Annotated in this window: 43 protein-coding genes; 5 read left to right on the forward strand and 38 right to left on the reverse strand. The window is 38.8% G+C overall.

The genetic code is table 11. The features are described 5' to 3' along the window. The 4 genes from PDT38_RS18755 to PDT38_RS18770 form a co-directional block, all read left to right on the forward strand. On the forward strand, positions 1-989 hold a 989-nt coding region (locus PDT38_RS18755), incomplete at its 5' end, for an HNH endonuclease (protein WP_270803587.1). A gap of 14 nt (positions 990-1,003) precedes the next feature. Next, the gene (locus PDT38_RS18760; protein WP_270803588.1) at positions 1,004-1,441 is read left to right on the forward strand and encodes an SMI1/KNR4 family protein; all 438 of its coding nucleotides are present in this window, start codon (positions 1,004-1,006) and stop codon (positions 1,439-1,441) included. Between the two features lie 179 nt (positions 1,442-1,620). After that, positions 1,621-2,058, forward strand: coding sequence for a hypothetical protein (locus tag PDT38_RS18765; RefSeq protein WP_270803589.1), 438 nt, complete (start codon positions 1,621-1,623; stop codon positions 2,056-2,058). After that, positions 2,058-2,576: a hypothetical protein gene (locus PDT38_RS18770; RefSeq protein WP_270803590.1), complete on the forward strand. Its 519-nt coding sequence runs from the start codon at positions 2,058-2,060 to the stop codon at positions 2,574-2,576. Before PDT38_RS18765 ends, PDT38_RS18770 begins: the two co-directional genes overlap by 1 nt. Before the next feature lie 252 nt (positions 2,577-2,828). On the opposite strand, the gene PDT38_RS18775 is transcribed toward PDT38_RS18770, so the two are convergent. From PDT38_RS18775 to PDT38_RS18910, 28 genes are all read right to left on the reverse strand, one after another. Further along, positions 2,829-3,755 carry a peptidoglycan-binding protein gene (locus tag PDT38_RS18775; RefSeq protein ID WP_270803591.1) on the reverse strand — a complete coding sequence of 309 codons (927 nt, stop codon included), beginning with the start codon at positions 3,753-3,755 and terminating at the stop codon, positions 2,829-2,831. Positions 3,756-3,817: 62 nt separating this feature from the next. Next, positions 3,818-4,081, reverse strand: coding sequence for a phage holin (locus PDT38_RS18780; RefSeq protein WP_270803592.1), 264 nt, complete (start codon positions 4,079-4,081; stop codon positions 3,818-3,820). A gap of 18 nt (positions 4,082-4,099) precedes the next feature. Further along, positions 4,100-4,369 (reverse strand): hemolysin XhlA family protein, encoded by a 270-nt coding sequence (locus tag PDT38_RS18785; RefSeq protein WP_270802167.1) that lies wholly within the window; start codon positions 4,367-4,369, stop codon positions 4,100-4,102. 59 nt (positions 4,370-4,428) lie between these two features. Continuing rightward, positions 4,429-4,650 carry a hypothetical protein gene (locus tag PDT38_RS18790; protein WP_270803593.1) on the reverse strand — a complete coding sequence of 74 codons (222 nt, stop codon included), beginning with the start codon at positions 4,648-4,650 and terminating at the stop codon, positions 4,429-4,431. Positions 4,651-4,663: 13 nt separating this feature from the next. Next, positions 4,664-4,834 carry an XkdX family protein gene (locus tag PDT38_RS18795; protein WP_270803594.1) on the reverse strand — a complete coding sequence of 57 codons (171 nt, stop codon included), beginning with the start codon at positions 4,832-4,834 and terminating at the stop codon, positions 4,664-4,666. Between the two features lie 7 nt (positions 4,835-4,841). Beyond that, complete coding sequence (locus PDT38_RS18800) at positions 4,842-5,189, reverse strand: hypothetical protein (RefSeq protein WP_270803595.1); 348 nt, start codon at positions 5,187-5,189, stop codon at positions 4,842-4,844. Between the two features lie 13 nt (positions 5,190-5,202). Beyond that, entirely contained in the window at positions 5,203-7,641 is a 2,439-nt protein-coding gene (locus PDT38_RS18805) for a phage tail spike protein (RefSeq protein ID WP_270803596.1), read from the reverse strand. Between the two features lie 12 nt (positions 7,642-7,653). Then, entirely contained in the window at positions 7,654-8,457 is an 804-nt protein-coding gene (locus PDT38_RS18810; protein WP_270803597.1) for a distal tail protein Dit, read from the reverse strand. Next, entirely contained in the window at positions 8,454-11,516 is a 3,063-nt protein-coding gene (locus PDT38_RS18815; protein WP_270803598.1) for a phage tail protein, read from the reverse strand. The genes PDT38_RS18810 and PDT38_RS18815 overlap by 4 nt, the downstream gene beginning before the upstream one ends. Before the next feature lie 6 nt (positions 11,517-11,522). Beyond that, the gene (locus PDT38_RS18820; RefSeq protein ID WP_270803599.1) at positions 11,523-11,861 is read right to left on the reverse strand and encodes a hypothetical protein; all 339 of its coding nucleotides are present in this window, start codon (positions 11,859-11,861) and stop codon (positions 11,523-11,525) included. Between the two features lie 17 nt (positions 11,862-11,878). Further along, positions 11,879-12,376, reverse strand: a complete 498-nt coding sequence (locus tag PDT38_RS18825) for a tail assembly chaperone (RefSeq protein WP_270803600.1) — start codon at positions 12,374-12,376, stop codon at positions 11,879-11,881. Positions 12,377-12,478: 102 nt separating this feature from the next. Next, the gene (locus tag PDT38_RS18830; protein WP_270803601.1) at positions 12,479-13,009 is read right to left on the reverse strand and encodes a phage major tail protein, TP901-1 family; all 531 of its coding nucleotides are present in this window, start codon (positions 13,007-13,009) and stop codon (positions 12,479-12,481) included. 11 nt (positions 13,010-13,020) lie between these two features. Further along, on the reverse strand, positions 13,021-13,422 hold the full coding sequence (locus PDT38_RS18835) for a DUF3168 domain-containing protein (protein ID WP_270803602.1): 402 nt from the start codon (positions 13,420-13,422) through the stop codon (positions 13,021-13,023). Further along, entirely contained in the window at positions 13,419-13,829 is a 411-nt protein-coding gene (locus PDT38_RS18840; protein ID WP_270803603.1) for an HK97-gp10 family putative phage morphogenesis protein, read from the reverse strand. The genes PDT38_RS18835 and PDT38_RS18840 overlap by 4 nt, the downstream gene beginning before the upstream one ends. Positions 13,830-13,832: 3 nt before the next feature. Then, a complete protein-coding gene (locus tag PDT38_RS18845; protein WP_270803604.1) occupies positions 13,833-14,165 on the reverse strand; it encodes a phage head closure protein in 333 nt (110 codons plus the stop codon). Further along, positions 14,165-14,473, reverse strand: a complete 309-nt coding sequence (locus PDT38_RS18850) for a phage head-tail connector protein (protein WP_270803605.1) — start codon at positions 14,471-14,473, stop codon at positions 14,165-14,167. The genes PDT38_RS18845 and PDT38_RS18850 overlap by 1 nt, the downstream gene beginning before the upstream one ends. 19 nt (positions 14,474-14,492) lie before the next feature. Next, positions 14,493-15,428 carry a phage major capsid protein gene (locus PDT38_RS18855; protein ID WP_270803606.1) on the reverse strand — a complete coding sequence of 312 codons (936 nt, stop codon included), beginning with the start codon at positions 15,426-15,428 and terminating at the stop codon, positions 14,493-14,495. Positions 15,429-15,441: 13 nt separating this feature from the next. Next, positions 15,442-16,020: a DUF4355 domain-containing protein gene (locus PDT38_RS18860; protein WP_270803607.1), complete on the reverse strand. Its 579-nt coding sequence runs from the start codon at positions 16,018-16,020 to the stop codon at positions 15,442-15,444. 109 nt (positions 16,021-16,129) lie between these two features. Further along, positions 16,130-16,270: a hypothetical protein gene (locus PDT38_RS18865; RefSeq protein ID WP_270803608.1), complete on the reverse strand. Its 141-nt coding sequence runs from the start codon at positions 16,268-16,270 to the stop codon at positions 16,130-16,132. A 4-nt stretch (positions 16,271-16,274) separates the two neighbouring features. Beyond that, positions 16,275-17,192: a phage minor head protein gene (locus PDT38_RS18870; protein WP_270803609.1), complete on the reverse strand. Its 918-nt coding sequence runs from the start codon at positions 17,190-17,192 to the stop codon at positions 16,275-16,277. Beyond that, a complete protein-coding gene (locus tag PDT38_RS18875; protein WP_270803610.1) occupies positions 17,170-18,591 on the reverse strand; it encodes a phage portal protein in 1,422 nt (473 codons plus the stop codon). Before PDT38_RS18875 ends, PDT38_RS18870 begins: the two co-directional genes overlap by 23 nt. Positions 18,592-18,595: 4 nt before the next feature. Continuing rightward, positions 18,596-19,804 (reverse strand): PBSX family phage terminase large subunit, encoded by a 1,209-nt coding sequence (locus PDT38_RS18880; protein WP_270803611.1) that lies wholly within the window; start codon positions 19,802-19,804, stop codon positions 18,596-18,598. Continuing rightward, positions 19,794-20,498, reverse strand: a complete 705-nt coding sequence (gene terS / locus PDT38_RS18885; RefSeq protein WP_270803612.1) for a phage terminase small subunit — start codon at positions 20,496-20,498, stop codon at positions 19,794-19,796. Before terS ends, PDT38_RS18880 begins: the two co-directional genes overlap by 11 nt. A 165-nt stretch (positions 20,499-20,663) precedes the next feature. Then, complete coding sequence (locus tag PDT38_RS18890) at positions 20,664-20,948, reverse strand: YjcQ family protein (RefSeq protein WP_270803613.1); 285 nt, start codon at positions 20,946-20,948, stop codon at positions 20,664-20,666. Between the two features lie 11 nt (positions 20,949-20,959). Further along, entirely contained in the window at positions 20,960-21,436 is a 477-nt protein-coding gene (locus tag PDT38_RS18895; protein ID WP_394356317.1) for a hypothetical protein, read from the reverse strand. Positions 21,437-21,560: 124 nt separating this feature from the next. Then, entirely contained in the window at positions 21,561-22,016 is a 456-nt protein-coding gene (locus PDT38_RS18900) for a sigma factor-like helix-turn-helix DNA-binding protein (RefSeq protein ID WP_270803614.1), read from the reverse strand. A 12-nt stretch (positions 22,017-22,028) separates the two neighbouring features. Beyond that, positions 22,029-22,157 (reverse strand): hypothetical protein, encoded by a 129-nt coding sequence (locus PDT38_RS18905; RefSeq protein ID WP_270803615.1) that lies wholly within the window; start codon positions 22,155-22,157, stop codon positions 22,029-22,031. 210 nt (positions 22,158-22,367) lie between these two features. Beyond that, positions 22,368-22,898, reverse strand: coding sequence for a hypothetical protein (locus PDT38_RS18910; RefSeq protein WP_270803616.1), 531 nt, complete (start codon positions 22,896-22,898; stop codon positions 22,368-22,370). A gap of 118 nt (positions 22,899-23,016) precedes the next feature. Between PDT38_RS18910 and PDT38_RS18915 the strand changes: the two genes are divergently transcribed. Continuing rightward, complete coding sequence (locus PDT38_RS18915; protein WP_270803617.1) at positions 23,017-23,193, forward strand: hypothetical protein; 177 nt, start codon at positions 23,017-23,019, stop codon at positions 23,191-23,193. A gap of 48 nt (positions 23,194-23,241) precedes the next feature. On the opposite strand, the gene PDT38_RS18920 is transcribed toward PDT38_RS18915, so the two are convergent. From PDT38_RS18920 to PDT38_RS18965, 10 genes are all read right to left on the reverse strand, one after another. Then, positions 23,242-23,562: a hypothetical protein gene (locus PDT38_RS18920; RefSeq protein WP_270803618.1), complete on the reverse strand. Its 321-nt coding sequence runs from the start codon at positions 23,560-23,562 to the stop codon at positions 23,242-23,244. Between the two features lie 75 nt (positions 23,563-23,637). Further along, positions 23,638-23,862, reverse strand: a complete 225-nt coding sequence (locus PDT38_RS18925; protein WP_270803619.1) for a hypothetical protein — start codon at positions 23,860-23,862, stop codon at positions 23,638-23,640. After that, a complete protein-coding gene (locus tag PDT38_RS18930; protein ID WP_270803620.1) occupies positions 23,859-24,227 on the reverse strand; it encodes a hypothetical protein in 369 nt (122 codons plus the stop codon). The genes PDT38_RS18925 and PDT38_RS18930 overlap by 4 nt, the downstream gene beginning before the upstream one ends. Beyond that, positions 24,224-24,445, reverse strand: a complete 222-nt coding sequence (locus PDT38_RS18935; RefSeq protein ID WP_270803621.1) for a hypothetical protein — start codon at positions 24,443-24,445, stop codon at positions 24,224-24,226. The genes PDT38_RS18930 and PDT38_RS18935 overlap by 4 nt, the downstream gene beginning before the upstream one ends. A gap of 32 nt (positions 24,446-24,477) precedes the next feature. After that, positions 24,478-24,681 carry an XtrA/YqaO family protein gene (locus PDT38_RS18940; RefSeq protein ID WP_270803622.1) on the reverse strand — a complete coding sequence of 68 codons (204 nt, stop codon included), beginning with the start codon at positions 24,679-24,681 and terminating at the stop codon, positions 24,478-24,480. Positions 24,682-24,762: 81 nt separating this feature from the next. After that, positions 24,763-24,927, reverse strand: coding sequence for a hypothetical protein (locus PDT38_RS18945; protein ID WP_270803623.1), 165 nt, complete (start codon positions 24,925-24,927; stop codon positions 24,763-24,765). Beyond that, positions 24,914-25,090, reverse strand: a complete 177-nt coding sequence (locus PDT38_RS18950) for a hypothetical protein (protein WP_270803624.1) — start codon at positions 25,088-25,090, stop codon at positions 24,914-24,916. The genes PDT38_RS18945 and PDT38_RS18950 overlap by 14 nt, the downstream gene beginning before the upstream one ends. Positions 25,091-25,208: 118 nt before the next feature. Next, positions 25,209-25,421 carry a hypothetical protein gene (locus PDT38_RS18955; protein ID WP_270803625.1) on the reverse strand — a complete coding sequence of 71 codons (213 nt, stop codon included), beginning with the start codon at positions 25,419-25,421 and terminating at the stop codon, positions 25,209-25,211. Then, positions 25,400-25,825 carry a RusA family crossover junction endodeoxyribonuclease gene (locus tag PDT38_RS18960; protein ID WP_270803626.1) on the reverse strand — a complete coding sequence of 142 codons (426 nt, stop codon included), beginning with the start codon at positions 25,823-25,825 and terminating at the stop codon, positions 25,400-25,402. Before PDT38_RS18960 ends, PDT38_RS18955 begins: the two co-directional genes overlap by 22 nt. Beyond that, on the reverse strand, positions 25,822-26,124 hold the full coding sequence (locus PDT38_RS18965; protein WP_270803627.1) for a hypothetical protein: 303 nt from the start codon (positions 26,122-26,124) through the stop codon (positions 25,822-25,824). Before PDT38_RS18965 ends, PDT38_RS18960 begins: the two co-directional genes overlap by 4 nt. Positions 26,125-26,241: the final 117 nt, after the last annotated feature.

Raw genomic sequence — 26,241 nt, forward strand, 5'->3', positions numbered from 1 at the left:
CTTTGAAAAAAGGATCGCCAAATCCTTTAGCCGAAAAACTTAGATTAGGAGCTTTAGGGCGTCTCCCAATAAATGCTCTTAATTTAAAAAAACTTGGACATGATTTTATTCAATTTATCAAGAAGAAGTTTTTCCCTAATAAAGGGACTCTAAAGTTAGATTTACAATTCTTTGCAGAAAAGAAAAAAGGCGTTGGCAATGTTTCTGTTAAGCGTCCTAATGGATCTTCACAACCAAAGTCAAACGAGCCGTTTCTTAAGGTTAAGAGGAAAAAAGAAGCAACGAAAAGCACTGGAAAAGTTAACGAAAAACACGAAGGCAAAAAGGTTCAAAAAGGCAAGCATGGTGCCGGAGATCCCAAAACTCCGCATCAACCAAAATCAAAACCACACGAGCCTGTTCACAAGGTGGATAAGCCTCACGAGTCTAATAAAGATGCTGGAACCGTTTCTGGGAAGCATCCTCATGAGTCTTCTAAGCCGAAGAAGCATGAATCAGGGAAAGATTTTGAAAAAGGGACTAAAGGGGCTAATAATAGCACCCCATTAAAATTAGAAGATTTCACTAAAGAAATTTTGGAAACAAAACCGATGAACTCGCGGATACCTAAGAAGTGGTATGATAAGGGTGGAAAAATTTCTATTGATAGTGATGGAACTTGGACTTATACTAACAAGTCTGGAGTATCAGTAAGTTATCCTAATGGTTATCCGGATTTTACACCTTATATGCATCCAAATGTTAAGCCTGTACAAATAGAGGTTCGTTCGCCTAAAAATAATCCGAAAGATTTTGAAAATGCTAATAAAGCAGCTAAACTAAGTAAAGATACTGACCCGCCAATTTTCGATAAAAGGAGACCTCCTATAGGATATACTTGGCATCATCACCAAGATGGGAAAACAATGCAGCTTGTAGAAAAAGATATTCATGATGAATTTAAGCACATAGGTGGACAATCAAAAACGAATGGGAAAAATAGCAAATAAGGAGTGGGACTAAGATGAAAATTGAAATGATACATGAGCGTTTAACTACCGGTGATTTAGAGAGTTTTGAGCAAAATCATAATATTACATTTCCTATAGATTATAGAGAATTTTTACTTGCGTATAATGGAGGTTATCCAACTCCAGGTACTTACAAGATTTCTGATGAATTAGGTGAAAGTATATTAAATATTTTTTATGGAATTGGAAGTATGTATGACAATTTAGAGAAAAAATTTGATATTTTTGATGAAATATTAGAAATTGGCTTTATTCCAATAGCAGATGACCCAAGCGGAAATCAAATATGTATCGGAATAAGCAAAGAGTATTTTGGACAAATTTATCATTGGGCACATGATGAAGAACAGAACGGAATGGAAAATATGTATTTTTTATCAAACAATTTCAATGAATTTCTTGATAGTTTATATGAGGATGAAGAGGAATAATCCCTAATAAAAAGGCCCATTAAAGGGGCCTTTTTTCATGCAAACAACCTTGTCCAACTAGCTTTTCCAGCGCCCCCATCCACAGCCAGACAAAAAAAAAAAACGAAGGCAAGCATGGTGATGGAGATGCCAAAACTCCACATCAACCAAAATCAAAAAAACACGATCATGTTCACAAGGTGGAAAAGAATCACGAGTCTACTAAAGGTGCTGAAACCGTTTCTGGTAAGCATCCTCATGAGTCTTCTAAGCCGAAGAAGCATGAGCCAGGGAAAGATGTTGACAATGGAAGTAAAATAAAAACTCCACCTGAATTTGGTAGGAAGATGGAGTATGTTTTTGGTAATGCAACTGGTAATAAGCACAATATCGATCGTTCAATTGCTATGGAAAGGCAACTGAATAGTATTGGGATTTTTGATAATAAAACAGGCAGGAAGCTTGTTCTTGATAAATTAACAGATACGTTCAATGATGCATCAAGTATATTAAAGACCCAAGATAATGGCCGAATTGTCAGAGAGTCCTTACTTACAGGTCCAAATGGAGTATTAAAAGTTGAATCTGTATGGGACGGAGAAAAATTGATAACAGTTAAACTCTTTGGAGGAAAATAATGAGATTAGTTAATAAATTTAATGAATATGAACTCTATGAATTTGAGTCAAAATCAGAACTTGAAGAATATGTTGAAGTTAACCAAAGTATTCTAATCAACACTAATTGTGTGGACAAAAAGAAATTTTATGCGATAAAAATCAAAACATTAGACTCTACTATTATTGGTATTTTTGGTGGATTACATGGAATTGAGCCATCAGCACGGATAGACAGAATGGAAAATTGCATTCTTATAAATATCGATGAAAAAATTTATTGTGTAGATTTGAAAGACTGTGGAATGAAATGGGTGAAAGAGTTTGATTCTGTTGTCTATGAAGTGATGAAAGCATCAGATTTAACTTTTCTTGTCATATGTGAGTTAGGTGTTGTTAGTCTTAATTATAAAGGAGAAAAACAGTGGGAGCATACTAGCGATGTAATCACAGATTTTGAACTTGATAGTAAGACATTAAAATTATCTACTTATGAGGGAGAGTATTCTCTTTTGTTAGATAACGGTAATATTATTTGACTATAGTCGAATATTAAGCTAAGCATTCAAGTTTACTGGCATATCAGAGTTTGTTAAAAACGAAAGGGCGTCCAATAGTCTAAAACCGACTTACTGGGCAGCCCTTTTAATTGTTAAAAATAAAGAATTTGTGAAAGGGACAAAAAGCATAATAGTTATACATCAAGGTATTACGTTTTAATATTTGATTTGTGAAAATACGTAAATGGCTAAAGATTTTACATGAGCCTTCAACAGAGGCTTTTCAATTATCTAACAAAGCTTTGTCCAAGTAGCTCTCCCAGCAATCCCATCCACAGCCAGACCACTTGCCTTTTGAAAAGCTCTTACAGCTTTCTCAAGTCCATGACCAAAGATAGAATCAAGACCATTCACATCATATCCCTTACAGATCAACAACGCTTGTAGAATCCAAGTGATATTTCCTTTTGCTCCCTTCCGGACATTTACGACAGCCGCACGAGTTTTAGGTCCCCATTCCCCATCTACGACAAGGCCTGCACCAAATTGTTTATTTAACTCGGTCTGTAAGCCCTTAAGCAAGGCTTTGTATGTTTCAGGCCCTTGATAACCATCTACTTTAATAGTGAGCTTATATCGTTTATTTAACGTATTTTGAATGGTTCTAACAATCGCACGATCACCACTGGAAAATGATTTCTTTGTTGATGACTTCTTTTTAGTTGGTTTTGGAACTGCAGGTGTTGCATTGTTTACTTTCGATACGAGGACTGGACGCTTACCAGCTTGTAATTGGCTCAAAGTTAAACCCTCCATCATCTCTAAATGTGGGTAATCTTTAAAGCTCCTCCAGTCCCCTCCCCATGCAAATCCTAAAGCCTTTGCAATTTGAGCGACTCTTTTCCATTTCGAATTAACAGTCCAGATCGCTGTTTTGCCATCTGAGGATAATAAAACATAATCTACTGCTAAACCGTAATTATGGTTAGACTGTCCGACTTTAGCGTTAGTCACAATCTTCCCTGGTGCAGTTCGTCCTTTCGCATACAGCTTATTTTGTTCCGCAAAAGAACGATAGCCAGATGTCATCTGTACATAAATACCTTCTTTATATGCCCTTTTGATGATTTCGATTGCTGTTTCTTTTACTACCGGATGGATTCCAGATCCCATATTTCGAACAGAACGATCAATCAATGCTTGTAATGATACCGCCATTGTAAAACACCTCTATTTTTTTATTTTTTACAATTAAAAGAGACTGCCAACTGGCAGCCCTCTCATTTTGTTAATTCGTTTTGTTTTAAAACTTCTTTTTGCTGCTTACCTTTCTCTGTGACATAATTGTTTTTATACCAAGCCACAACTGCCGTAACGATCGTAAACACTGTAGAACCTACCAAATATAAAGCATCTGCTAGCGTATTGACTTGGTCTTCACTTATCGGCAAAGCACCCTTTCCGAACATCATCAAAGTCTGGTTCACCAATGCAATAAAAAGAAGCACCGTCCGAACGACTGTGCCTTTGTCAACGTTTTTCATATTATATTTTCCTCCTTCTTATTTCTGCAAGAGATTATAAAATAATGCAATCGTTCCACCGATCACACCGGTACTGATCGCCGTAATGATTGCGCCTGTGATGCTACGCTTAATCCAAGTTGTGTTTTCTTCGATTTTGTTGAGTTTTTCATTGATAGATATAATCTGTTGATCGTGTCGTTCTGTTGTTCTCTCCAAAGTGCTGACACGCTGCTCCAAGGCTTTATGATTACCCTTTATCTCTGTGATCTCTTTTTGAAACACATCTATTTCATTTGTTTGTGACATCCCCTATCCTCCTGTTCTACATCGCTTTCACCCCTTTCGAGGCAAAATAAAAAAGCCGCCTATTTCGCCGCTTGTGGTTTACTTTGTGTGAGTTTACTCTCTAATTCTGCATTTTTAATGGTCAAATCTTCGTTTTTCTTTGCCTCTAATGTATAAAGAGCTTTGTATTTTGATAATTCATAATGTGCCCGTCCTACTTCCTCATTCAATGCTTGAATTTGCCATAGATTTAATTGATGTTGTTCTACCAGTTCTTCATAACTCGGTTGTTTTTGGCTCAACATTACCCCTCCCTTATCCATCGTCAGGAAAAGCGTCCCCGCGTGGTTTGGCCACCATCTCCAATCGTTCATATTCTGTAATTAAACCCATTTCTACAGCCGCCGCCATTTCACTTGTTGTGATCGTTCCATTTTTCCAACAATCATTAAAATAAAAGTAGCAGACACTTTGCTGTGTGGTCATATCGTTGTCACATTCCCTTTTCAGCCTGATTTTTCATGAGAATATTGCACACACGCTGCAAACTCATCACCTGTCGCCTTAGGGTGTCAGCTTCATCAATGGGTGCTGGTACTTTTTCATTGCTTTCTTTGACTTTCTCAATTTCTTCTGCTGAAAGACCTTCTTCCCATTGCTGAGTCTTCCAATTGATGCGAGGTTGATAGAATTCTTCTCTAGAAGGCTCAAAAGCATTCTTAGGTGGGGATTCCCTTTGTTCTTCTGGTATATAATGGCCTTCGTCATCGAGTATTTTTTGATAGAAAGCACCAATAACATAACCCTCTTCATCAACAAGAGAAAACTCACGATGTTTCAAAACAACACCCTCCTTATGTTGGGTTTTTTGATCGCCAACTGATATTTGAAAGACTAACTTCATATTCATTTCCATCTGATGGAGCATATCGAATCAACACAAATCCAGTATCAGGTCTGACTTCAATTCGTTCTTTTCCTGTACCACTCCATACATAGGCTGGAAAAATTTCTTGATACTCCGGCTCCAATCCTCTAGGGATTGCAGCTACGTTAAGGGTAGAGCTTTTGTTTGTTCCCAATTTCTTTATAAACCCTCTGAGTTGAATGGTTCCTGATTCATCTATTCTATATTGAGCACTTCCAAAAGGCCCGTACTTGTTAACGAACGGAGCCATCAATTGCAATGACTTCCAGCCGTTATCTTGGTTTTTTATTAGAACTCGACTTTTGATTCCTTCGAGCTTTGTTTCATATTTCCGTCCTTCCTTCCCATAATATGAAGATGTATTCTTAATACTAAACGTCTTTTGGTTATTTAAATAGAAATCAAGATATGTCCCTGCTGCATCCTCTGTATCAATTTGGTTTTGGCTATAAATCTTTAAGGATGATGTATACTTTGAGTCATCATAGGTTTTTCCACCATCTACTGTGATCGTTCCATTTTCAATTAGAACACGGTTCTCGTCATATAAAACAACGCCGTTCTGATCCTCATGCTGTCTTTTTTGCACAAAAGAAGATGCTGTTAGTTCCATCACATCAAACGTAAAATATAAATGGTTTTTCTTCTGGTAAATCGTATTTGCTTCAATATAAGCATAAAGGTCTTTCGTATTTGACAAAGGTTCAAATCTCCCGCCTTGGATAAGCGAACCTTTGATTGTAATTCCATTAATCGTTCCCGCTGTGAGTTTATCAGCTGAAAGATCTTTAATTTTGGCGTTTGTGATTGAAGCATCTTCAATGTGATTTGAACTTATTCGGATAGTGGCTGCCGAATATTCTGCCGTAAAATCACTTGCTGTTCCGTGTGTATTGACTGCTCGAATACGATAATACCAAACTTGGTTGACATCAACTTCATGAGCGAAACCGCCCACTTTCCCTCTCCATAACCGATTAGAAAAATTCGTAGTGTCTGGTGTAAATCCTTTCACTTGAGAGCCGTAGACCTCGTATGCTGCAATGTATGTGTAAGAGTCATAAAGCCATGAAACATAAACTTTAGAAAATAGCCCTTTCACCTCGACTTGTTGGGGCATTGGTGGCTTTTTGTCTGGAAAGTTGTCGTCCGTAACAATCGTGTTGCCTTTCTCCTGCTCAATATCTCTTACTTTTTCTTCGATCTCTTCAAGCCTTTTTTCAGGCCCATGGATGTCTAAAAACTGTCCCATTTCAACTTGAGCCGTATTTTTCGGATCTGATATGTCATATTCAAGCGCAATCACTCGGGTTTGAATCTCGATAGGCCGCTGGAAATTGTCGTCTATTGCGATCATCGTATCTCCAAGGTCAACTGCTTCGTGTTCATATCCTGCTATATACTCAAGAAGTTCAAGTTTAAGAGAGTAATTAACTTGAATGGACTCAGAATTGATAAGGGTCTCATAAGTTTTTTGAAGAAGAACTGCTGGATCTTCTATCGTGTCATCCTGCCATTTTTTAAATCTATGCCGTAAAGTCCCGTCAGTCTTGAGCCTTCCGAATGTCTCTAATAGCTTAGGATCTCCAACCCACTCTTGACCTTCAGGTTTATCGACTGGATCACCTTTGGCCACACTCCACTCTATCTCTGAGAAGTCAATATATCTCGAATTTCCGCCTGCTTCTGTTTCAAGACTAGCCCCATAACCATAAAGAGCTGTTACTGGGTAGCTTAGAACAGTCCTTGTGATTTCCTGAATATCTTTATCGATTTCAGCCCGTTTCCCAGTGTCTTCTCCCCGTCGTGGCAGTATATGAATCACTCGATCAATGATACGGTCGTCTTCCTCACTGAACACAACCTCATCATAAAATTCGCCGCCCCATACTTGTAATATTTTGTTTAAAGCTTCCATCGCACTAATACGATAAAAGTGAGTAGAGTTTAGCCCTGTTTCGGCTATGACATTCCCTCTCCATCTCGTACCTTCTAGGACTCTATCTATAGCATATTGAGCCGTTTTATCATGCGGTCTGATATCCGTGACAAACTCTTCATATAGTTCTGCTATGCCTGGTTCACAAATGGCACGAATGCTTGGTATTCCATCACGATCAACCTCTTCAAGTTCCTTTATAACAAAAAGTCGTTTTCTTCCTTTGAAGTCTTCGAACACGACTTGATTTTCTTCTTTCATATATTGACTATCTTCATGATCTGCATCCACGACAAAAGAAAAAGAAGAGCCGATATTTAGCTCCTCTCGAAAAGGCGCATCATAGAAACGACATGCTTCTTTCGCATCGCTTGATAGCATTGTTAATTTACGATCTCTATTGTCGAAAATCCACATATCGGCCATAATCGCACCTCCTTATATATACGCCTTGCGAAACGCTATATTGCTTTTATGTGTTGTGTTTACAGTACATTCCCCTACAGGTATATCAAACCATCTCGACAGCATAAGTAACGCATTCATGTTGACTTTGTCGCTGATAATTACTTTTCTCTTATCAAAATCGATAACAAGAGTGTCTCCCTGAACAAAATTAAATTTAACCTTAATGCGCTTATTAATTGTGCCGTCCTCTTTCAACAGCTGGATTTCATACGTGGATGCTTCTGACTCGAAAACGCATGTTACTGTCGGTGTCGCTACTCTCTTCCCGTCGTTTTTAATCACTGTGGGGCTATTGGTTTCAGTCGTGACAATCGTTTCGCCACCTTCTTTTTCCGGATCCGGACAGACAAACGTTAGCGTTACTTTGTACATCCCATTTTTTTCTTCATTTTCTTGAGCTGTACTGAAAATAGCATAATACGTTCGATCCAGTTCATCAGAAAAAACCAAAGGCTTTTCCTTTTCTGTAGCAAGAATATAGTTGATTTCCTCTAAGATTTTTCTTAATTCTTCCGCGCTGCCAGCCATAAATAAGGTGTCAATCTCGATAACTCGTTCCGGATACCTTACATTCTTTAATTTGGCACCATCGATGCCCGACAGGGATACGAGATTAATTTCCCGCCCCAAAATGCCACGTCCCCTGACATCAATCACAAAAAAGTAATCAGTCAAAATGATGCTATTAAAAGTGATGGTGAATTCCACAGGTTGGAGCGTTTGACCAAAAGTATCTTTTGTTGCTGTAGTTAGGATCTTTTTATAATCGATCACCGTCTTATACTGACCCTCCTTCCATCTTCTCGGTTTTGGAAGGTCTTGACATGCTTATACGTGCCACGTCCAACCTCTTTTCCATCCATCTCAATAATAATTGGTTGATCTGGTATTTCGAAGTTTTCAACTTCTGCCCCAAACGTATGTTGTACCCGTCTCAAATCTCCGCTGCTGATGGCTGCATCATATGCGAATTGTGTTTGTTCAGGAGAAAACATAGCCAGATCTGCGACCTTTTGCGTTGCTTTAGAAACAAGCGATCCTGCCTTTTCAATACCGACTGCAACACCTGCCGGAATCATCTTACCGACGTTATCACGCATCCATCGGGAAGGTGAATGGATGCCAAGTAACCATTGAATTTTACTCTTGATGCCATCTGTAATTTCCCCTACTTTTCTCCATACAGCCGTTGCCATATTTCCAATACCGTCGATCAATCCTTGGATAATGTCTTCTCCGATGTTAAATAAATTGATTCCTTTAAGGAATTTAACAGCATTGTTCCAAAGTCTTTTGATCGTGTCTTTAACTTTTGTCATGATCGTAGACACAGCCTCTTTCATATTGTTAAAGTTGTTTTTAACAGTTGTCCATACGGTTCGCGTTACACTCCCAACGATTGATCGAATTCTATTCCAAACGCTAGAAATAACAGATCTTACCGTGTTAAATACATAACTCGTCACAGACTTGATCGTGTTCCATGACGTTTTGACAACATTTAAGACGCCTCTCACAACTGTACTTACGAGTGATTTGATCCCATTCCAGATAGATTTCACTATTGAACTAATTCCATTAAAGACAGAACTTGTCAATCTCTTGGCTGTATTCCAAGAGTTTTTAATCACATCGACAAGACCTGTTACAAGGGATGAAATTACTGTTTTGATTCCGTTCCAGATCTGTTTTCCAGCTTTGCTAATGTTTTGCCAAATTTGTTTAAGATGGCTGGCAAACCCTTTAAAGTCTCCCTGTACCAGATCAATAACAAGAAGCACAGGACCGAGGATTGCATTTTTGATAAGATCCCATACACCTTTTGCAATACTCGATATTCCATTCCAAATACCAGACAGTGTACTAGATAAGATAGAGAAGTGATTTTTCACTCCATCTACAATACTTGTAACCACGCCAATAAGGGTGTTTTTGATCGCGCCCCACACTGAAGATACAGTGCTTGAAATCGTGTTCCAGATACTTGATAGAGTAGTTACGATCACATTAAATGTAGGGCCGAATACAGCTACAATTCCCAACCATATCGGCTGAATGATATTCATAAAGTTTGTCCATGCCATCTGTGCTGTTGTCGTGATACCCGTCCATAAATTTAAGAAAAATTGAGTTACACCACCCCATGTAGTTGAGGCTACATCTACTACTTTAGACCAGATTCCAGACAAAAAATTGGTGATTGAGTTCCAAATAGAAATTGAATTTTCTTTAATACCGTTCCACAGGTCAATAAAAAAGGCAGAGACAGCATCCCAATTTTTGATGATTAAAAAAGCCGCTGCAGCTATAGCCGCAACGACCATTAAAATTGGATTTGAAAGAAAAGCTTTTCCAACAATACCGATCACAGATCCAACCCACTTGATCGCTTTTCCGACTTTTTTCGCCATACTTATGATATCTGCCCATTTGAACGCTGAGGAAAAAGCGATAGCTAAAGGCGTAACAGCTCTAAATAGTCCACCGATCGTGATTAAATAGCCGATTACCTGACCAATTACCGGGTTCGACTCCATCATAGAATTTGTCCATTTTAAAAACGAATTCACTAACTCAAGGATTTGAGAACCTAATGGAGCCATACCAACCCCAAGATTCACAATTAAGTTAGCAAGTTCACCAACTAGTGATAATACTTTTGGTGTGTTCTGCCTAACATAATTGATGAATTCTTGGAATGCTTGTGACTGGCTTAAACTATTCCCCCATTCTTTAAAGCGTTCTGTCAGTTTGACAAGACCCGTTAACATGTCACTACTCATGGGAGCAAACGCTGTAAAAATACCGATTAAGCCAGATCCGATATTTTTGAATATCGTCAACAACTTCGGACCGTTTTCTTTCGTATACTGAATAAAAGCCTTGAATTTGTCAGACCCTGATAAGCTTGCCGTCCATTTTACAAAAGCCTCAGAAGATTTTAATATACTTTTAGACATCTGTTCACCCAAAGGACCGAAAGCAACCATTAGATTTAAAAAGCCACGCAAATAATTGCCCATCGTTTTCGTCATTGTTAGAAATTGAGGACCAGCATTTTTATTCAAGTAGTCAAAGAATTTCTTTACATCTGGAGCATTCAAAGACTTCTTAAAGCTTTCTGACAGCTCTAGACCTGCGTTTGCGACAGATTTAAACATCGGTCGAAGTGAATTAAGAATCGATTTCAAGCTATTCAGAGAGTTAATGAACGTCTGCATGATCGGCTTTTTGGTAGACTTCGCAATTTCTTTCCAGTTTGCTTTAAAACTCTCCAATGTCGACAATGCTTTTCTTTCTTCTGCACCCAAAGACTGCTGGATCGTTTTGATTTGTTGCATGATTTTGGCGCGTTCTTTGAGATTTGTGGTCTCGTCCAGCTTTTTTTGTAGCTTCTCTAAGTCTGAAGATGCTTCGAAAACGCCTTTTATATTTGAAACAGCTAAAGCCCCAAATGCTCCCGCACCTGTTGCAGCTGTTCCAAAAGCACTTGCAAGCCCCATCAGTCCACCAGAAGCAACGCCAACGACAGGACCTAAAGAACCTATTGCCGCCGTTAGTGATGCGATAACGGGAACAAGAGCAGGAAAGAGCGATATTTTTAATCCTCCAAAAGCATTGCCAAATACAGTTTGAAATGAACTGATCACTCTGCTCAAACGGTTCATTCTGCCTTCAAACACAGCCATTCGGCGTTCAAATTCTTTAATATTGGCTTTTACATTCACAACAATTCTGTCCGGAACTGTTCGGACGGTTGCTCTTACACGCGTCATAGCTCGATTAAATTTACCGATCTCCGCGTTTACTATTGCCGTAAGGCGTTCGACCATGTCACTTTAGCCCCCCTTCTGTGTGAAATTCAATTGAAATCCAGCAAGAGATTTTTTCATTCTTCTTAATGCCTCTAAATCAGGTCCAATATCACGAGCTTCTCTCCAGCCGTCTTTCTCTTGATCCACCATCCGCCGGGCTTTGTCTGCGTTAAACATCTTTTTAGGACTGACTTGTCCCTTTTTATTCAAGGCGTATCGATGAAACATCGCATTTTGCGTCATCATTTCAATTTCATCGATTTGTCTATACTGCGCCCCCCGCAAAAAAAGCTTATACTCATGAGGAGTCCATGAAAGGATAAGCTCGGGATCATGTATATTTAAATAACGGGCAGCATTCACAAACACATCATCAAAATTTATTTGTTCATCTCTTTCCTTTGGTTCTCGAGTCGTTCGACCATCTCCTGAATCTCTTCCCTCTTCAGTGATCGATCTCTGAACTCTTCGTCCGTTTCCCCATTCCTCTTGGAAATAGGTTTCTTTAGATAGTTGAACTCTTTCCAAATGTTCTTGACTTGTACAATAAAAAAACCCGATTGATCCACTGCCTGGAACGCTTCTTTATACAGTCTTTCCGTTCCTTTTGCACCTTCTTCATTGATCACTTTTTCAAGTGCTTCCTCAATCTTTTCAACTGAAGGCTTTTTGTCTTTTAAATGGGATAAAGCACAATCCCAAAAACCCACCAGATAAAGTAGTTTTCTTTGTTCAAGAAGGTTTAAATAAATTGTCCGCAAACCTCCTTGTTTGTTTCCGTCTGCGTCTGGCTCGTTGTATTTTGCTTCTGCAGTTCTTTCGAATTTAAAATCACAACGTGCCTCAAATTGTTTACCGTCAATTTCTAAACATGCCATTATCAATTCCCCCTTAAATAAAGAAAGGCACCCGTAAAGGCGCCCTTGTTTTTATTGATTTTCTTTTATATTCGTTACACAATATTGTCAGCCTAGGCCGTATTAAGTTGTTTTCTTTTCTTTCTTCCGGTTATTAAATCCACCCGTTGTATCTCCTGGGTTTTCCCAAAGAATGTTGAGAGCAGTTTCAACAAAATTATCTGGTAATTCAAGTTCTCCAGGTACTGTCCGCACAAGAACAGGAAGTGATGTATTGATTTCAACGAATCCGTCTGCTGGCTCACTTGATTCAAGATTTTCAATAATGGTATAACCAAAGCGTGCATTATACTTTCCATTTGCATTTTTTTGATTTAAATTAACGCGCCATACTTTAAGCTCAGATTCATTGTCATATGTCCATTCCAAAGCCTTTTGACCATCGTCCCCATCTTCCTCATAAAAAGTAAGTTCAAACGTCTCACTTTTGGAACCATAACCTACAATTCGACCTGTTTTTGTTTGCTCGTCGACCATTTCTTGCTCACGGGTCCAAGTGCCTTCTGTTTGATGGGCTACAAGTAAGCCTTTAGATCCGACCGGAGCACTTGAAGCCTGTACAAGATATACAATTTTTTTACCTGTGTTAGGCATTATCTCTCCCCCTAATTGTTTATATAAAGCCGCAGTCTTAAAATTCCGTGTTGTGTAAAGCCGTCAATATCTGTGATCACCTGAGCCTGTTGTAATTCAACCTTTAAAACTGTAAATCCATCAATCTCAAGTGCTGGTCTTGTTAATGCTTGCAGCATAAGCGAAAGAATTTGCTTCGCTTCTCGTTTGCCGTCCTCTGCTCGGCTCCAGCAATGCAACACAGTTGTGATGTTCTCCCCGAAAGACGTCTTTGTTTCAAACGGTGTTGTCGTATCCTCTCCAATCGTTACATACGGGTAAGGCGTGTTCTTATTCGGGTTATCAAAAACACCTGTGATCACATGGTTTAAAGTTTCATCAGCCTCAAGCCTCTTATATATCGCTTTTTGTAATTCCCATAGCGCTAGTTTCATCTGTTCAGCTCCCTTGTGAAGTGCTGCCCTCCTGACTCTACAGCAGGGAAAAAGAACGGTTGGGCATGCATACCACGGGTGAAGACATAGCGCCCTAGCTTCTCATCAAAATATACCCAAGGCGTTTTACGACCCTTTCCTGAAACACTATAAATTCCGGTTCCAAATTCAACATAAATTCCATATGAAGCTCCAACAGTGATTTTTGCCTTGAGACCACCATCGTAATAGTTGATTTCTATTGAGTTTTTAAGATTACCCTCATCTACAGGTGCCAAGGCAACAGCTTGGCCATAGATAATTTCTGCAGTTTCAGTAACAATCTGCTTCACTCGGTCAATCACCCTGTCACTAAAGGTTCTGACAGCCCGATCAAACTGTTGCCAGCTTCTTGATCCATGATTCATTTGCTACACCCCTGACTGACATTTAAAGCAAAGGATTTCCCCTTGCCCGCCTTGATCTATTGGATGCGATTTGATGACTAAAACCTTGTCATTCTGATCCTTCCAGATGATCCGCATGTCATTTGCAACATCATCCCGATATGGGAAATAAACATTGTATTCAATCGGGTTTTCGAGTTGCTGGGCTTGATAGTATTCACTACCTGTCAACGGATCGACAAAAGCTTCACAGCTAGAAATCACATCAACCCATTCCTTTTTACTGCCGCCTCCGCCTGTTGGTATCTCCTTTGACTTTTGAAAACTGATTTCATGTGGAAATTCATCATATACCATTAAACAACCCTCAATTTCTTGTAGGGTTTTAAATACCTCATGATGGTTTCTGGCAGTTCTGTCACATAAGAATAGGACAGGTCTCCCATATTTCGGCTGCTTAAGTTTACTGGATTCATATTGAATTCAATTGCTTTGGCTACAAATAACTTAACTCCTGCTGGAAGAACTTCCTGACCATCAACGGTAAAAGTGTTATTGCAGTACGCTTTGGCGTAATCAATAAACATCGGGATCCCCTCTTTAAAATAATCATCATACTTATTTGTGGTGATCCTTAACATCGTTTTTATTGTCTGGATATCCATAGAAAAAACCCCCTACATGTTACGCTTTAGGTGGTTGTGGCTTTGTCTGTGCCGGTGTAAGAGCCGCAAACGCATCATCTGTTAATGTCATAAAACCGACTTGTTGGGTTACACGTAGGGCGACCATATCGCGCTCATACAAGTTGATTGGCTTACCATCTTCATCTACAACTGTTGATAAAGTGGCATCTTCTGAAATTTTATATTCCATTCCTTGAGGAATTCCGTAACGTGTATAATTCCAATCAGCTGCGAGCATTGCGGCTTTTGTGTAATCCCAAGACTTAGAATCCACATAGCTAATTGGCAGACCTAGAGCCTGCTGGGTTGCGCCACCTTTTGCATCATTGAAGATCGGAAGACCGTTTCCGTCTTTTGTTCCGCGTAATTTTTGACGGAATCGACGAGTGGTCGTAAATCCATCTACATCCTTGTCAGCGTCTTCCACTAACGCCATGACGGCATTTAACTCATCATACAGATTGCCGATAGAATCCAAAGCAACCGTATGTTTAGACGCTTTCACTTTTTCATAAATGGAAACACCAGCACCGAATGGCGAATCAATCCCAAACAGTGCAGCCTGATCAAATTTAATGGCGAACGCTTCAGATATAGCTGGTCGCATTTGCGTAAAGAAGTCCGTTACTGTATAGCGTAAAAATTCTTTTGTCACTGGAATAATGACCCCAAGTTTTTTGGAAACCATCTTCGCTTCTAACCATGTGGCTTTAGATGTTTGAATCTTTTCACCTTCTCCAACCCAGTAAGCCCCAGGACCAGAAGCAAGATAAGTAAATTTTTTCTCAGGTTTTTTCATTTCTTCATATTTTGCTAGTTTTGTAATCGCTGATTGTGTCATAAACTCCTTCAAAACTAATGTCCCTTGTTCGCTAGGAACCTTTCCATTAACTGCATCTTGCATTAACACGTTATTCGGATTAAATGTAGGCATCAATTTTTCCCCCTTAATTTCTAATACTTGCATCTGCCGCAAGTTTGCTAATATCTAAATTCTCACTTTGTCCAGAGTTGCCGCCTTTTTCTACTTCACGACCATTTTCTTTAAACTTTTCATCAATCGCTTTTTGTACAGCAACGTTATATTTTTCTTCAAGTGTTCCTAGATTGTTCAAGGTGGTATCTTCATCATCTCCAAGGAAGTAGGCGACAAGATCAGTCGGTAATCCTTTTTCAGAAGCATAAGACACCGCCTTGTTCATTAGTTTTTCACGCTGTGACTCTTTGCGCTGATTTTCTAACTCCTGTTCCAGTTTACGAATTCGCTTTTGTTCTTCGGTCTCTTCTGGGTATAGCTCTTTCACCTTGGCATCAACCAAAGAATCAAGGTTGTTCGCTTTCCATGTTTCAAGGCTCTTTGAAAAGTACTGATCCAGCTTCGGTTGAATCAGTTGTTTTCCATCATCCGTATCCAAGAAACCTTTCACCTTATCAGCTGATACGGCAGAAAGTTCTCCAAGATAGGCTTTGACATCGTCTCGATCTTTATTTTCAGCAAAAAACTTTTTAATTTCTTCTAAAGTCATATTTTCTTCCTCCTTCGCCCTCTACAGTTCAAGCCTGTTTGAGTGCATGAAAAATAAGCCTTTTTACGTCTTGCTTAGGACAAAATAAAAAGCCGCTGTTTGGCGACTGTCATTGATCATTCTCACTTTCGAAATCAAAAATTAACTGTTTTAACGCTTGGTAAATTTCGTTGTACCCTTTTTGATCACCAAACATGACAGCATTTTTTTGCATTTCTATCAGGTATTTTATAAATTGATTTTCATACATGTCATTACCCTCTCTTCTTCATAGATTTGTACCACTCTTCATAGGTTTGGTATGGAATCACAACGTTTTTCCCTTCGACTCTGGCTCGTCTAACTTCAGGAACCTTACCGTTTACTAGGAAAATGATTGAGCAACGGCAGTTTATATCGTCTTTCGCATTGTGCATATGACCTGGAGCCTTGCCAACGCCCCCATAAATGGACTTGAATACGCCATCACGTTCAACGACCTTACCGTCTAGCTTCTTATGACCGATACGTGTCTTGGTATCCAGCGTACTTACCCACATTTTCTTTAAATCAGCCTTTTTTGAGGCTTTCTCAGCACTCCTGAGCCTCCCTTCGACTTGAACTCTATGGGCTTCGGTTCGGGCTACTCTACGGGCTTTTGCACGGCTAAAATGGACACGGTTTTCAATCCTCTTTGCCATCTTTGCATAACCTTCACCAGCAAGTAGACCTTGAGCAATTTCGATGCTGATATCATTTACAATTTTATTTCTTGCTGACTCTAAAATATTGGGTAGCTTTAACTTTTCAATCGGGTTTTCCAAAGCTGCCATAATCACAACAGCAGTAGGAATCGTAAAACCCATCTTCACTTGTGCTTCAAATTCATATAGGTAGGCTGACCTTAGATAATTTTCAACGAACTGTTTTTCCATTAAGTTATTGATCAGTTTCAATAGTTCGCGATAATCCTGGTGGATCTCTGACGCCATGACCTCCATTTCTTTTCTGAAACGGTTGTACTTGTTTATTTCGGTGTATGAAAGTTCGCCATCCTTGCTGTATTTCTCATACATTAAAGCAATTTGACTCTTAATCTTTTTCAGACGATTCGCGAAAAGCTGATCGATCTTTCGTTCTGCCTCTTCAATCATTTGGTCAAGGTATTGATCAAGATCGTTTTGATTCTTCATCAGGTTCACCGCCCTGATGTGGCTGATCTTCTGAGTCATCATCTAACGTGCTTAAGTGCTGTGTATATTCGTCCTGTTCCTCTTTCATTTTCTCTAGTTCATACTGAACATCATCTACAAACGATAGTAAAGAAAGCCTTGTTTCTTCACTGACAAGCCCTTTCAAGCTGGCTGTTGTTTGGGCTTCCTCAAGGATATTGGCTGGTAGATTACGCTTAAAGCCAAACCATACTTTTAAATATTCATCCGGCTTAGCTATGCCCTTTTTGCCCCATGCAGAAAAGATGATTTTGTATTGATACCGGAGGGCTGCCGTCATCTTCCGTTCCATTGTGATACATTTATTTTCGAGTGCCATCAATTTGTATTTCATGGCGACACCTGTGATATTACCGCCGAATGATTCATCTGAGAAATTGACGGACTTAGCGAAACGGAGAATGTTTTCTTCTAAACGATCTAAATGGTTTTCAATGATCGCGTCATTGATATCCTTAGTGAGATAACTAACATCATCCTTCTCATCAAACAGTTCAAGAATGCCTGTTTCCTTTAACCGTTCAAGTGTTTCATCATCTGCCCCTAAGCCTTTTAAAATGAGATAGGCTAAACGATACTGTTCAATTTCATTACTTGCATCGGAAAGGGTGCGATCATAGGCATCAATCAAAGACAATACCTTCTCAGCATCGCCTTTTAGTTCTTTATTGTTGGCTAACCCAAACAGTGGGCAACCCTCAAACATATGTGGTTGTGTATGGTCTAAAGTAAAAGCAGAACTGTCTTTCGTGCTGAAATAATGAATCGTTGTATGATCATAAAACTCGGCTTTCATCTGCCCGTTGTAAGTCTCGTAATACCGCAAAGCATAATTCGGTTCATGAATATTGTCATCCGTTAGAAAAACAACTTCCCAAGGATCGATATTTTTAATTCGTTCATTTCCTTCTGTATCCACATAGGCAAGGCGTGCACCATAACCGCAGATCGTGGCCATTTTGCCCCATTCGCTGTCCTCATCAGATACATGATTCCTTAAGTTAAAATCTTCAATCTGTTGTTTAACTGGTGAGTCAGTTCCGGGTTCTGTTTTATTATCAAACTCATATGCAATTGGATGCCCAAAGAGATAACCTACCTTTGTATCAACAATATCTGAATCAAATGAATTGTTCAGTTTGTTATTAACCTTATGATCAATTCGCTTCATCCGACCTGTTTCAAAGTCTTCGTAGTCAATTGCTTTTCTTTGTAAAATCGGTACACCGTTTATTTCTGCTTTGTATCGATCATATAAGTTTTTCATTCGGTCATGATCTGCCTTATGTTCATCAATAACCTTTGAAATCAATTCCGGTGTTATTCCGTTTTCTTTGATTTGGTCAAGAAACTGAATCATCCTCTCACCCCTTTCTTCTCATTGGCTTTAATTGTGTATATATCGCATATCTGAGGGCGTCCAGTGTGTCATCCCAGAGTTTCACTGGCTCACCGGTATTCGGATTCCAGACATACATGAAAATCTCTTTTCTGAACCTCTCCACCTTGTCATAGACGATTTTTAACTTTTCTTTCTTCAAGAGCCGTCCGACTTCTTCAATCCCTGATAAAACAGCTTTATCAGCATTCAAAGCGTGAATCCTTTCTCTTCTGAACCGTTTAACGTGTTCTGGACGGGCTGAATCACAATAGAAATTAATGTTGCCGTATCGTTCTTTGATGTCTTTTGCAACACTCACCCAGTAATCAATCTCTTCATGTTGCTTGGCATGTTCTTCAAGCAAATAAAAACACCCTTGATCATCTTGTCCAATCACGACAATAGATCCAGGATGTTCATATCCCCAGTCAACACCAGCAAAGTATTTCACAAATTTTCTTTCTAACAGCTTTTCTGAATTGACATAATGAATATCTTTGTTGAAATCCTTGTAGACAACACCTTCAGCGCTTACCCATAATCCTTTAATATCTCGATCGTAGAACATGCCAGTCGGTGTTGATTTCTTGATGTTTTCACGGTATCGGTCAGATAAGAAGGTGTTATCATCCAGTTCATAATGAAAAGTGACAGTAGCTGCATCCGGCTTGTCGATATAATTCACTTTTAACCAATGTTCCGGATGATCTGGGTTGGTATCAACCAAAATACGGGCTCCAGTTCCACTACATCTTGACTTAATCTCGTTGAATACCTCTTCATGAGCCATTGAACCCTCATTGATGTAAGCTCCATATGATGTCATACCACGAATCCGACCCATGTCATTAATCTTGGAATGTCCAAAGCAACAGACCAACACCCCGAACAGTTCAAAACGGTTTTGCTTATCGAATTTGAATTCAATATTGTACTTATTCGATAATTCATTTAAAACATTTCGCCAGATCGAGCCAAGAGTCGCACCCGCCAAGATGTATTGTGGTTTGTTTACACCGTCTTTCTTGGCTAGCTTCTTCACTCGCTTTAACTCGTAAAGAAATAGATCGTTATTTAATAGGGTTTTACCAGTTCGTTTGGCGCCGCTGTTGATGAGCATAAAATAATCGTTGTTCATTGCAAATTTGAGGACTTTCAGCTGCTTTTCATGGTAAAGGTCTTTAATCGCCATTGGTCATAGCCTCTTCTAAAGCATAAATGTACTCAGATATTTTACTTTCAGTGGTTTCTTCATCATTTAGATCACGATTTGTTTTTTCAATGTTTAGGCGCATTTGTTCGAGTTTAAGTCGTCGTTCGTCTTCTTCATGGGCTAGTTGGTCAAATTGCTTGATCAAGCTCCTAAGCTCACCCATTGCCCTTGATTGAGCGTTCAGGAAGGTTGCATGACGATCCCAGGCGAATTGTACTTCATATTCTGTATAGTCACGACTTTCACTCTTAACCTCTCGTCCGTGATCTTCCTTATCAGCAACAAACATGATACGCTGCGCTCGGATTATGGCTGCGTATTGAATCTGAATTTGATCCCACATCATATCAGCCGGAGAACGCTCCTGAATCTCTTCCATGATCTCACGTGTTTCTTGTGGAAGATACTTCGAGAAAAAACCGTGTGTCTTTGCGTTTTGGTTTCCTTTTGGTGCGCCACCCTTGTTCCCAAATGCATTTATATTGCCAAATGGCGCACCCACTTTCTTTGTGTGCACACTTTTTTCAGAGGGTGCACTCTTTTTCCTTTCCCAACCATGTCGCCTTTTCCAAGACTTGATGGTGTTCACTGACACCCCGTACTTTTCGGCAAGGTCCTTGTATTTCATTCCTTTGACGTAATCTTTCTGTGCTTGTATATGCTTTTCGGTCATCTACATTCACCCGCCGCCTCCTTCTGATTTGTGTTGTTTTGATTAATATTAGCTCTAAACCGTACCCACACTCAGAGGCCTTCACTGCCACCAATTGTATTATCTGAGATTCACTGGATGCGGTTTACAGGGAATATAAAAAAGCATCCCTGAAGGATGCTCTTGTTATTTAATCCAATCTTTAATCTCTTTGATAGTCTTATACGCCTTAGACCATGTTCCATTCTCTTTCAAGTAGTTTTCGCCTTTCTCTGTCAGTTCAGGTCCTAATTTGTATAAATGAGGTCTATCATCTGAATAATGGACCCCAATTATATACCCTTCGCGTTTTAAAAAGTTCACAGCATCATCAAATTGATCTTCATTAACTCCAATGTCGTTTTCTGACAAAGGGATATTACCTTCAAAAATTTCTTTTAAGATTGCATACCTTAATTTATCCTTATTCATATTTCCTCCTTTCAGCCTTTAGATCTGTCTTTCTCTTTTCTCACTTTGATTTGTTCAAATATTTTCATAATAGAAATTGCTTGATTTCTATGTTTTCTTTCTACTGCAATTATCCAAACAATAGCAGCAATTGTACCAGCAGCAAAAGCTAAAGCCCCCCCATGTTTTTCATAAAAATTAAAGAACATGGTGAGATATGCTGCAAATAAAGGGATAAAGGCAGGAACATATTTTGAATGATCATGGATAATATCTATATGAGAAAATCTCGATATAGCAAATTCTAAACATTCAATATCCAACTTATAAAGAAGAGATTGGAACCTTTTGTATTCTTTCTTATCATGACCAATTCGAGTTTTTTCAAAAAAGAAAGCGAGTAGCTCCTTTTTGTGATAAGTATAGATAGCATTTTCCAGTTCTTCTAAGTCCTCATTATTCTTCTTTTTATTAATTTTCTTTTTATTCATTTTACAATTCACTCCCATTTTTAATATCGGGAATGAAATGATATGATTAACAATTCGCAAAATTTGTCGAACGAAAACCATTCTCACGATATTTGGTATTGTGGTTAACTGGGGAACCTGCCTCCCCGTCCTGCCTTCCATTTTACACTATAGATTTTTCAGGATTCAACAATTGCACAAACCGGCAATTTTGGCACAATTGGCAGATGATTTCGTCTTTCATTCTTCGTACAGTTTCCCTTGATATACCAAGGTGAAATCCAATAGCTCGATAACTCAGCCCTTCCATCATGCAATCATATATTACTTTGTGCTGCTCTCCTTGGATCATTCTGGCTGCTGCTTCTATTGCATAAACACGCTCCTCGAAATGTCGTAGACGTTTGAAAAGTCTTTCTTCTCTCAAATCCATTTCTCTCAGTTCAGCCTGACTCTTCCCAGAGCTTCCCTTTGGCATAGCAGCATCCAATCCATACTTAGCGACTCCCCAACTTCTCATCGGAATCTCAGAACCGTAAAGCACTCTTTGCAATCTATGAACTTCTTTCGCCATCCAATGATAGTGATGGATTAAATTCTCAATCTCTTTTTTATTCATGATTAATCCCCCTTATCGTTGTCTGAATGCCCCGCCTTTGGCTCTTTTGTAGATGGGCTTGCTTGTATCCATCAAGTAATTTAAATCACGATCAGTCAGCTTCTCTAACTTTTTCTGAAGCTTGTGTTTGTTTTGTCTCATGTTGTTCCTCCTTCTTTAACCAAGAGAAATAAAAAACGGACACCAAACGAACAGCGTAATTGCTGTAAGTTCAGTGTCCGCAGGCTTTCCGTCTTGGACAATTATATTGTTTCTCTTCTTTTATGATACAATAATTTTAGGGTTCTTAGTAATTTGAAGCCATCATACTCTAATTAGATAGGGAAGCAGACCACATGGCATGCTCTTAATTCAACTTAGTTTCTTCATTTCTATTGTTATGAATTTATTTCTCTTTTTGTCTTTGTAATATTTTATGATTAGATATTGATGATATCCCAACATATCTTTACACTCTCTGTGTTGAATAGTTACATAGAGTGGTTTGTTTTTAGGATAACTTACATAGATTCCTGTTACCCCACTCCAAACAAAAGCTTTTAGAGGACCAGGCGCGATATAGTTCCCTATAGTCCCAAGGGCTCCACTGAGAATAAACGGTATAAGTTTATTTTCCCAGTTTGTATATCTTACATTATCTCGTTTTTCTGTTTTTACAATTTTACATCCTCTAGTATAGTCTCCTGGGAGCATATTAATTGTGGCCTTACCTGAACCTTCAACTTGGTTTGAAGTACAGGAATTATTATTTTGATAAATCAAGTTAGGTGTAGCGATGTTGTTTGTAGTACTTCTTTGTTCAGCAGCAAAAATGCTACTTGTGGGAGCTAGTAAAACAAGACTCATTACGACTGTCAATAAAACTTTCATACTTTTTTTCAACCGAAAACATCCTCTCTTGTAATTTTATGGGCACGCATATAAGTATACACTTTTTTGTAATTGTTTGGTATAATTTTCATTAAAGTTTATAGAAAATTTTGAAGGGTTTGAATTATTAATGAGAAAAAATATCTTGCTTTTTATAACATGTGGTTTTGTTGGAGTAATAATGTATGACATTAAAGAACATACTTCTGTTACAATGGCAACGATAATTTTAGCTGCTTGTGTTGCTGTTTTGTGGACGCTTGATGGATTGTGGAAAAGATATAAAAGAAAGCAAGAGCAGGAGTAATTCTGCTTTTGCTTTCTTTTTCTCTAATATCATATTCTTGAAATCTCTCTATTCTACCTCTTGCTCCGCTATGTGAAGAAACATTGCAGAAGCCATAGGAACCATAATCAACAACATCGTAATGAACTGCTTAAAATCATCCATAAATCGATCAACATAAAGAACAAGGCAGCTTCCACACAAGAGAAAGAAAATTGTTTTAAAGAACCAGTTATCAATAGCTGTCATGATCACAGCGAACATTGTAATGCCTATGATCAGCGAATATTCTCCGATTTCGGGTTTATACACCCACAGATAGCCTGTGAAGAAGCCACCACCAAGAACAATCAATACCCCTTTTATAACCTTTAATTCTTTGATTGCCATCACTCCGTATCTATTAACCTATACTTTTCAAGTGATCACACCAGACTACTATCAATTAACAAGTAATCATTTTTTCTATCTACAAAATCTGTTGCAACCTTGCCTAATGTAAAGTAGATTTGTCTTTGCAACAGAACCAACAAAAGTTCCAAGCGCATATCTTGCACAAACCTCTTTAACTTCGTCCTTTAAATTTCCATCATCATCGGCAACGAAATCAACATACACCTCAGCTGCCTTCTTCTCATCTTCTGCTACAATCAAAGCGTAATAAGGTTCATGGATTTCATAGTATTTCATATTTCTTCCTCCTCGTCATCTTCGTCAAAGGCCATCCTGAATGTTTCTTCAATCATGAATATATGATTCTCGATCTGCTCGTTCGTCATTTTTTCAAAATCTGGATCATGCCCTGTAACATAGAACGTAGATGCTTTTTTGATCAGTTTCTGACGTTCGTTTTCCATTTTTAAACCGCCCTTTCTTATGTCGATTTTTTCGTATTCATCATAAGCAAAATCTTTGTATGTTTGATGAAGCCTTCTAATAGACCATAAACACAGACTCTTTAACTCTTTTATTTCTTCCTCGGCACCCTTTAATTCGGAGGGGACTTTCCCTATCAACGCTTGCCATATGATATTTTTATCTAATTTGATACTCATTTCGCCACCTCCAAATGAACAACTACATCATTTGAGTGAATCCTTAATATATCCCCTGTATCAAAACGAACCTCAAAACCTCCGTCGTTATGTCGAAAAGCGTTTCGATTATCTGTAATGCTTGTTACGGTTGCCCCGTCTGTGAAACTTGGTGGCTTGTATGCTTCGCCTACAACATAAGTATCTGAATGAAAAGTGATTGACTTGATCGTTCTCATTTTGTTCCTCCCCATACAGGGGAAATCCCCTGTTATAATTTGAATCCGATTTTATGATCTAAACGTTTGAATTTTCCGTTGACTGTTTCAATAGTTAATAGTCCATGGAATGGGACATCGGTTGTTTTAACTGTCCCTGTTGAGCCGTCCACGATAAGTACGATGAGTTTGTTCGGCTCAATCTTCCCTGAGAATGTGAGATCATCATTGATAGAAATTTCTTTAGGTTTGTTCACCTGACAGTCCCCCTGTGCTATGATAGAAGTACCAGTTCGTATCATGAGCACGGAGGCAACTGCTTCGGTGCTTTTTCATTTTTAATAGAGTCTATAGTCCCATTTTTCCATCGTGAAAGCTGGTGATGGTTTTAGATCCTCTCTGTAGATGATTGGATGCTTTTTGATGTATGCTTCACGTTCTCTCTCTGTCATCCTCCAAACTTTGACTTCACCCGGTAATCTCCAGTTTCTACTTGAACTCATAATTGTTTCCCCCTCTGTTTTTGTAAAGCACACCATGCCGGCTACAGAACGGTGTTTGACATTTAGCAGCTTGTTTATTTAAACCCTCTTCAAAAACGGTAATCACCTGTAGAGTCTCAGAATCATAGTTTGTTGCCATCCACTGAACAACACGCCTCGTCATGCTTAATCCTCCTTAAGAAGCATTTTCTTTTCGTCATATTCGTCAAAAATCGACATTTAGAACCTAGATTTTATGTGTCTCTCCGCTGTTTACTTTCATTTTCACGGAAAGTTAATTGTCACTGATAACCTTTTCTTTTGAGTGCTGCCCTTACCTTGTCGAGATCGTATTCAATACCACCAATTTCTATATACTCCAAATCTTTGTTTAAAAAGCCGTAGCGACGTTTTAACTCTATTAGACTAATCAATTTCATCCATAGGGTGTTATGCCCCACAGTGCGCCCGTAATCGTTTTTATAGCGTATAATCAGACGCTTAAATTTTCCCATTCTTCTGACGCCCTTGTAATTTGAACTTCAATTCCTGGCTTTTCACCGTACTTTTTACAAGCTGTTACTTTTGAAACTTGGTTGTCATCCTTCCAAGCAATTTTATTTAGTGCATCAAACACGCCTTTTACAAGATTGTCGATGTCCGGCTTTTTAGTATGCAACGTCCTGATGGATTGTTGCTGTTTGTTCTTTGACCAACTTTTAGGAATTGACATAAAGAAAGTGATATCAACATGGAGTGCTCCCGATTCGAAAGGTTCGCTTTTCACCTGCTTCTTTGCTTCCCACTTGATGAAATCTTTATAAGCCAAGTACCGATGAGCGTTTTTATTTACGAATTTGCCACGTCCGGTCATCCGAACGGCCCCCATTGGTGTAACGGGTATGTTTAGGGTAATCATTTTGCCGCCTCCTTAATGACATAACCCTTTAAAATCGTTTGATTCAAGTCATACACCGATAAACTATTCAACGGTTCGAATAAATCCTCCCACGGTTCAGCGTCGCCTGATTTGATAAATAAATGCTGTAATACGAACATTATTCTTGCATACTCTGTCGGGCCATTACGCTGTTTCACTTCTTCGCTAGGTGCACTATGAGCGATTTTTAAATAAAACTCCATTCCTTCCTCAATAGCTCGCGCCTGCGCTTGCGTGACTTCTACCTTGTCGCTAGTTTTGATCGTTAATTTGATCATTCCGCCGCCTCCAATAGATCAGGATTTCGATATATATCACCTAAAATCGTATTTGTTGCTGTTTCTGAAAACAGGTTGCGCGCTTCTTTTCTTTTCTCGTTATTGATACACCATGTA

It is taken from the genome of Bacillus changyiensis (assembly GCF_027706145.1).
In the GTDB taxonomy this organism is placed as follows: domain Bacteria; phylum Bacillota; class Bacilli; order Bacillales; family Bacillaceae; genus Bacillus; species Bacillus changyiensis.

Excerpts from the sequence above, each read along its gene's own strand:
- PDT38_RS18760 (WP_270803588.1), top strand. The coding sequence starts at position 1,004 with ATGAAAATTGAAATGATACATGAGCGTTTAACTACCGGTGATTTAGAG.
- terS (WP_270803612.1), bottom strand. The coding sequence starts at position 20,498 with ATGACCGAAAAGCATATACAAGCACAGAAAGATTACGTCAAAGGAATG.
- PDT38_RS18930 (WP_270803620.1), bottom strand. The coding sequence starts at position 24,227 with ATGAGTATCAAATTAGATAAAAATATCATATGGCAAGCGTTGATAGGG.
- PDT38_RS18830 (WP_270803601.1), bottom strand. The coding sequence starts at position 13,009 with ATGCCTAACACAGGTAAAAAAATTGTATATCTTGTACAGGCTTCAAGT.
- PDT38_RS18900 (WP_270803614.1), bottom strand. The coding sequence starts at position 22,016 with ATGAATAAAAAAGAGATTGAGAATTTAATCCATCACTATCATTGGATG.
- PDT38_RS18785 (WP_270802167.1), bottom strand. The coding sequence starts at position 4,369 with ATGTCACAAACAAATGAAATAGATGTGTTTCAAAAAGAGATCACAGAG.
- PDT38_RS18770 (WP_270803590.1), top strand. The coding sequence starts at position 2,058 with ATGAGATTAGTTAATAAATTTAATGAATATGAACTCTATGAATTTGAG.
- PDT38_RS18945 (WP_270803623.1), bottom strand. The coding sequence starts at position 24,927 with ATGAGTTCAAGTAGAAACTGGAGATTACCGGGTGAAGTCAAAGTTTGG.
- PDT38_RS18935 (WP_270803621.1), bottom strand. The coding sequence starts at position 24,445 with ATGAGAACGATCAAGTCAATCACTTTTCATTCAGATACTTATGTTGTA.
- PDT38_RS18960 (WP_270803626.1), bottom strand. The coding sequence starts at position 25,825 with ATGATTACCCTAAACATACCCGTTACACCAATGGGGGCCGTTCGGATG.
- PDT38_RS18905 (WP_270803615.1), bottom strand. The coding sequence starts at position 22,157 with ATGAGACAAAACAAACACAAGCTTCAGAAAAAGTTAGAGAAGCTGACT.
- PDT38_RS18835 (WP_270803602.1), bottom strand. The coding sequence starts at position 13,422 with ATGAAACTAGCGCTATGGGAATTACAAAAAGCGATATATAAGAGGCTT.
- PDT38_RS18920 (WP_270803618.1), bottom strand. The coding sequence starts at position 23,562 with ATGGCAATCAAAGAATTAAAGGTTATAAAAGGGGTATTGATTGTTCTT.
- PDT38_RS18880 (WP_270803611.1), bottom strand. The coding sequence starts at position 19,804 with ATGGCGATTAAAGACCTTTACCATGAAAAGCAGCTGAAAGTCCTCAAA.
- PDT38_RS18890 (WP_270803613.1), bottom strand. The coding sequence starts at position 20,948 with ATGAATAAGGATAAATTAAGGTATGCAATCTTAAAAGAAATTTTTGAA.
- PDT38_RS18965 (WP_270803627.1), bottom strand. The coding sequence starts at position 26,124 with ATGATCAAATTAACGATCAAAACTAGCGACAAGGTAGAAGTCACGCAA.
- PDT38_RS18840 (WP_270803603.1), bottom strand. The coding sequence starts at position 13,829 with ATGAATCATGGATCAAGAAGCTGGCAACAGTTTGATCGGGCTGTCAGA.
- PDT38_RS18895 (WP_394356317.1), bottom strand. The coding sequence starts at position 21,436 with ATGGGAGTGAATTGTAAAATGAATAAAAAGAAAATTAATAAAAAGAAG.
- PDT38_RS18870 (WP_270803609.1), bottom strand. The coding sequence starts at position 17,192 with ATGAAGAATCAAAACGATCTTGATCAATACCTTGACCAAATGATTGAA.
- PDT38_RS18850 (WP_270803605.1), bottom strand. The coding sequence starts at position 14,473 with ATGGATATCCAGACAATAAAAACGATGTTAAGGATCACCACAAATAAG.
- PDT38_RS18815 (WP_270803598.1), bottom strand. The coding sequence starts at position 11,516 with ATGGTCGAACGCCTTACGGCAATAGTAAACGCGGAGATCGGTAAATTT.
- PDT38_RS18780 (WP_270803592.1), bottom strand. The coding sequence starts at position 4,081 with ATGAAAAACGTTGACAAAGGCACAGTCGTTCGGACGGTGCTTCTTTTT.
- PDT38_RS18955 (WP_270803625.1), bottom strand. The coding sequence starts at position 25,421 with ATGGGAAAATTTAAGCGTCTGATTATACGCTATAAAAACGATTACGGG.
- PDT38_RS18805 (WP_270803596.1), bottom strand. The coding sequence starts at position 7,641 with ATGGCCGATATGTGGATTTTCGACAATAGAGATCGTAAATTAACAATG.
- PDT38_RS18855 (WP_270803606.1), bottom strand. The coding sequence starts at position 15,428 with ATGCCTACATTTAATCCGAATAACGTGTTAATGCAAGATGCAGTTAAT.
- PDT38_RS18915 (WP_270803617.1), top strand. The coding sequence starts at position 23,017 with ATGAGAAAAAATATCTTGCTTTTTATAACATGTGGTTTTGTTGGAGTA.
- PDT38_RS18825 (WP_270803600.1), bottom strand. The coding sequence starts at position 12,376 with ATGGCATGTTTAGAAATTGACGGTAAACAATTTGAGGCACGTTGTGAT.
- PDT38_RS18860 (WP_270803607.1), bottom strand. The coding sequence starts at position 16,020 with ATGACTTTAGAAGAAATTAAAAAGTTTTTTGCTGAAAATAAAGATCGA.
- PDT38_RS18950 (WP_270803624.1), bottom strand. The coding sequence starts at position 25,090 with ATGACGAGGCGTGTTGTTCAGTGGATGGCAACAAACTATGATTCTGAG.
- PDT38_RS18925 (WP_270803619.1), bottom strand. The coding sequence starts at position 23,862 with ATGAAATACTATGAAATCCATGAACCTTATTACGCTTTGATTGTAGCA.
- PDT38_RS18875 (WP_270803610.1), bottom strand. The coding sequence starts at position 18,591 with ATGATTCAGTTTCTTGACCAAATCAAAGAAAACGGAATAACACCGGAA.
- PDT38_RS18775 (WP_270803591.1), bottom strand. The coding sequence starts at position 3,755 with ATGGCGGTATCATTACAAGCATTGATTGATCGTTCTGTTCGAAATATG.
- PDT38_RS18795 (WP_270803594.1), bottom strand. The coding sequence starts at position 4,834 with ATGACCACACAGCAAAGTGTCTGCTACTTTTATTTTAATGATTGTTGG.
- PDT38_RS18865 (WP_270803608.1), bottom strand. The coding sequence starts at position 16,270 with ATGTATGAAAATCAATTTATAAAATACCTGATAGAAATGCAAAAAAAT.
- PDT38_RS18845 (WP_270803604.1), bottom strand. The coding sequence starts at position 14,165 with ATGGTATATGATGAATTTCCACATGAAATCAGTTTTCAAAAGTCAAAG.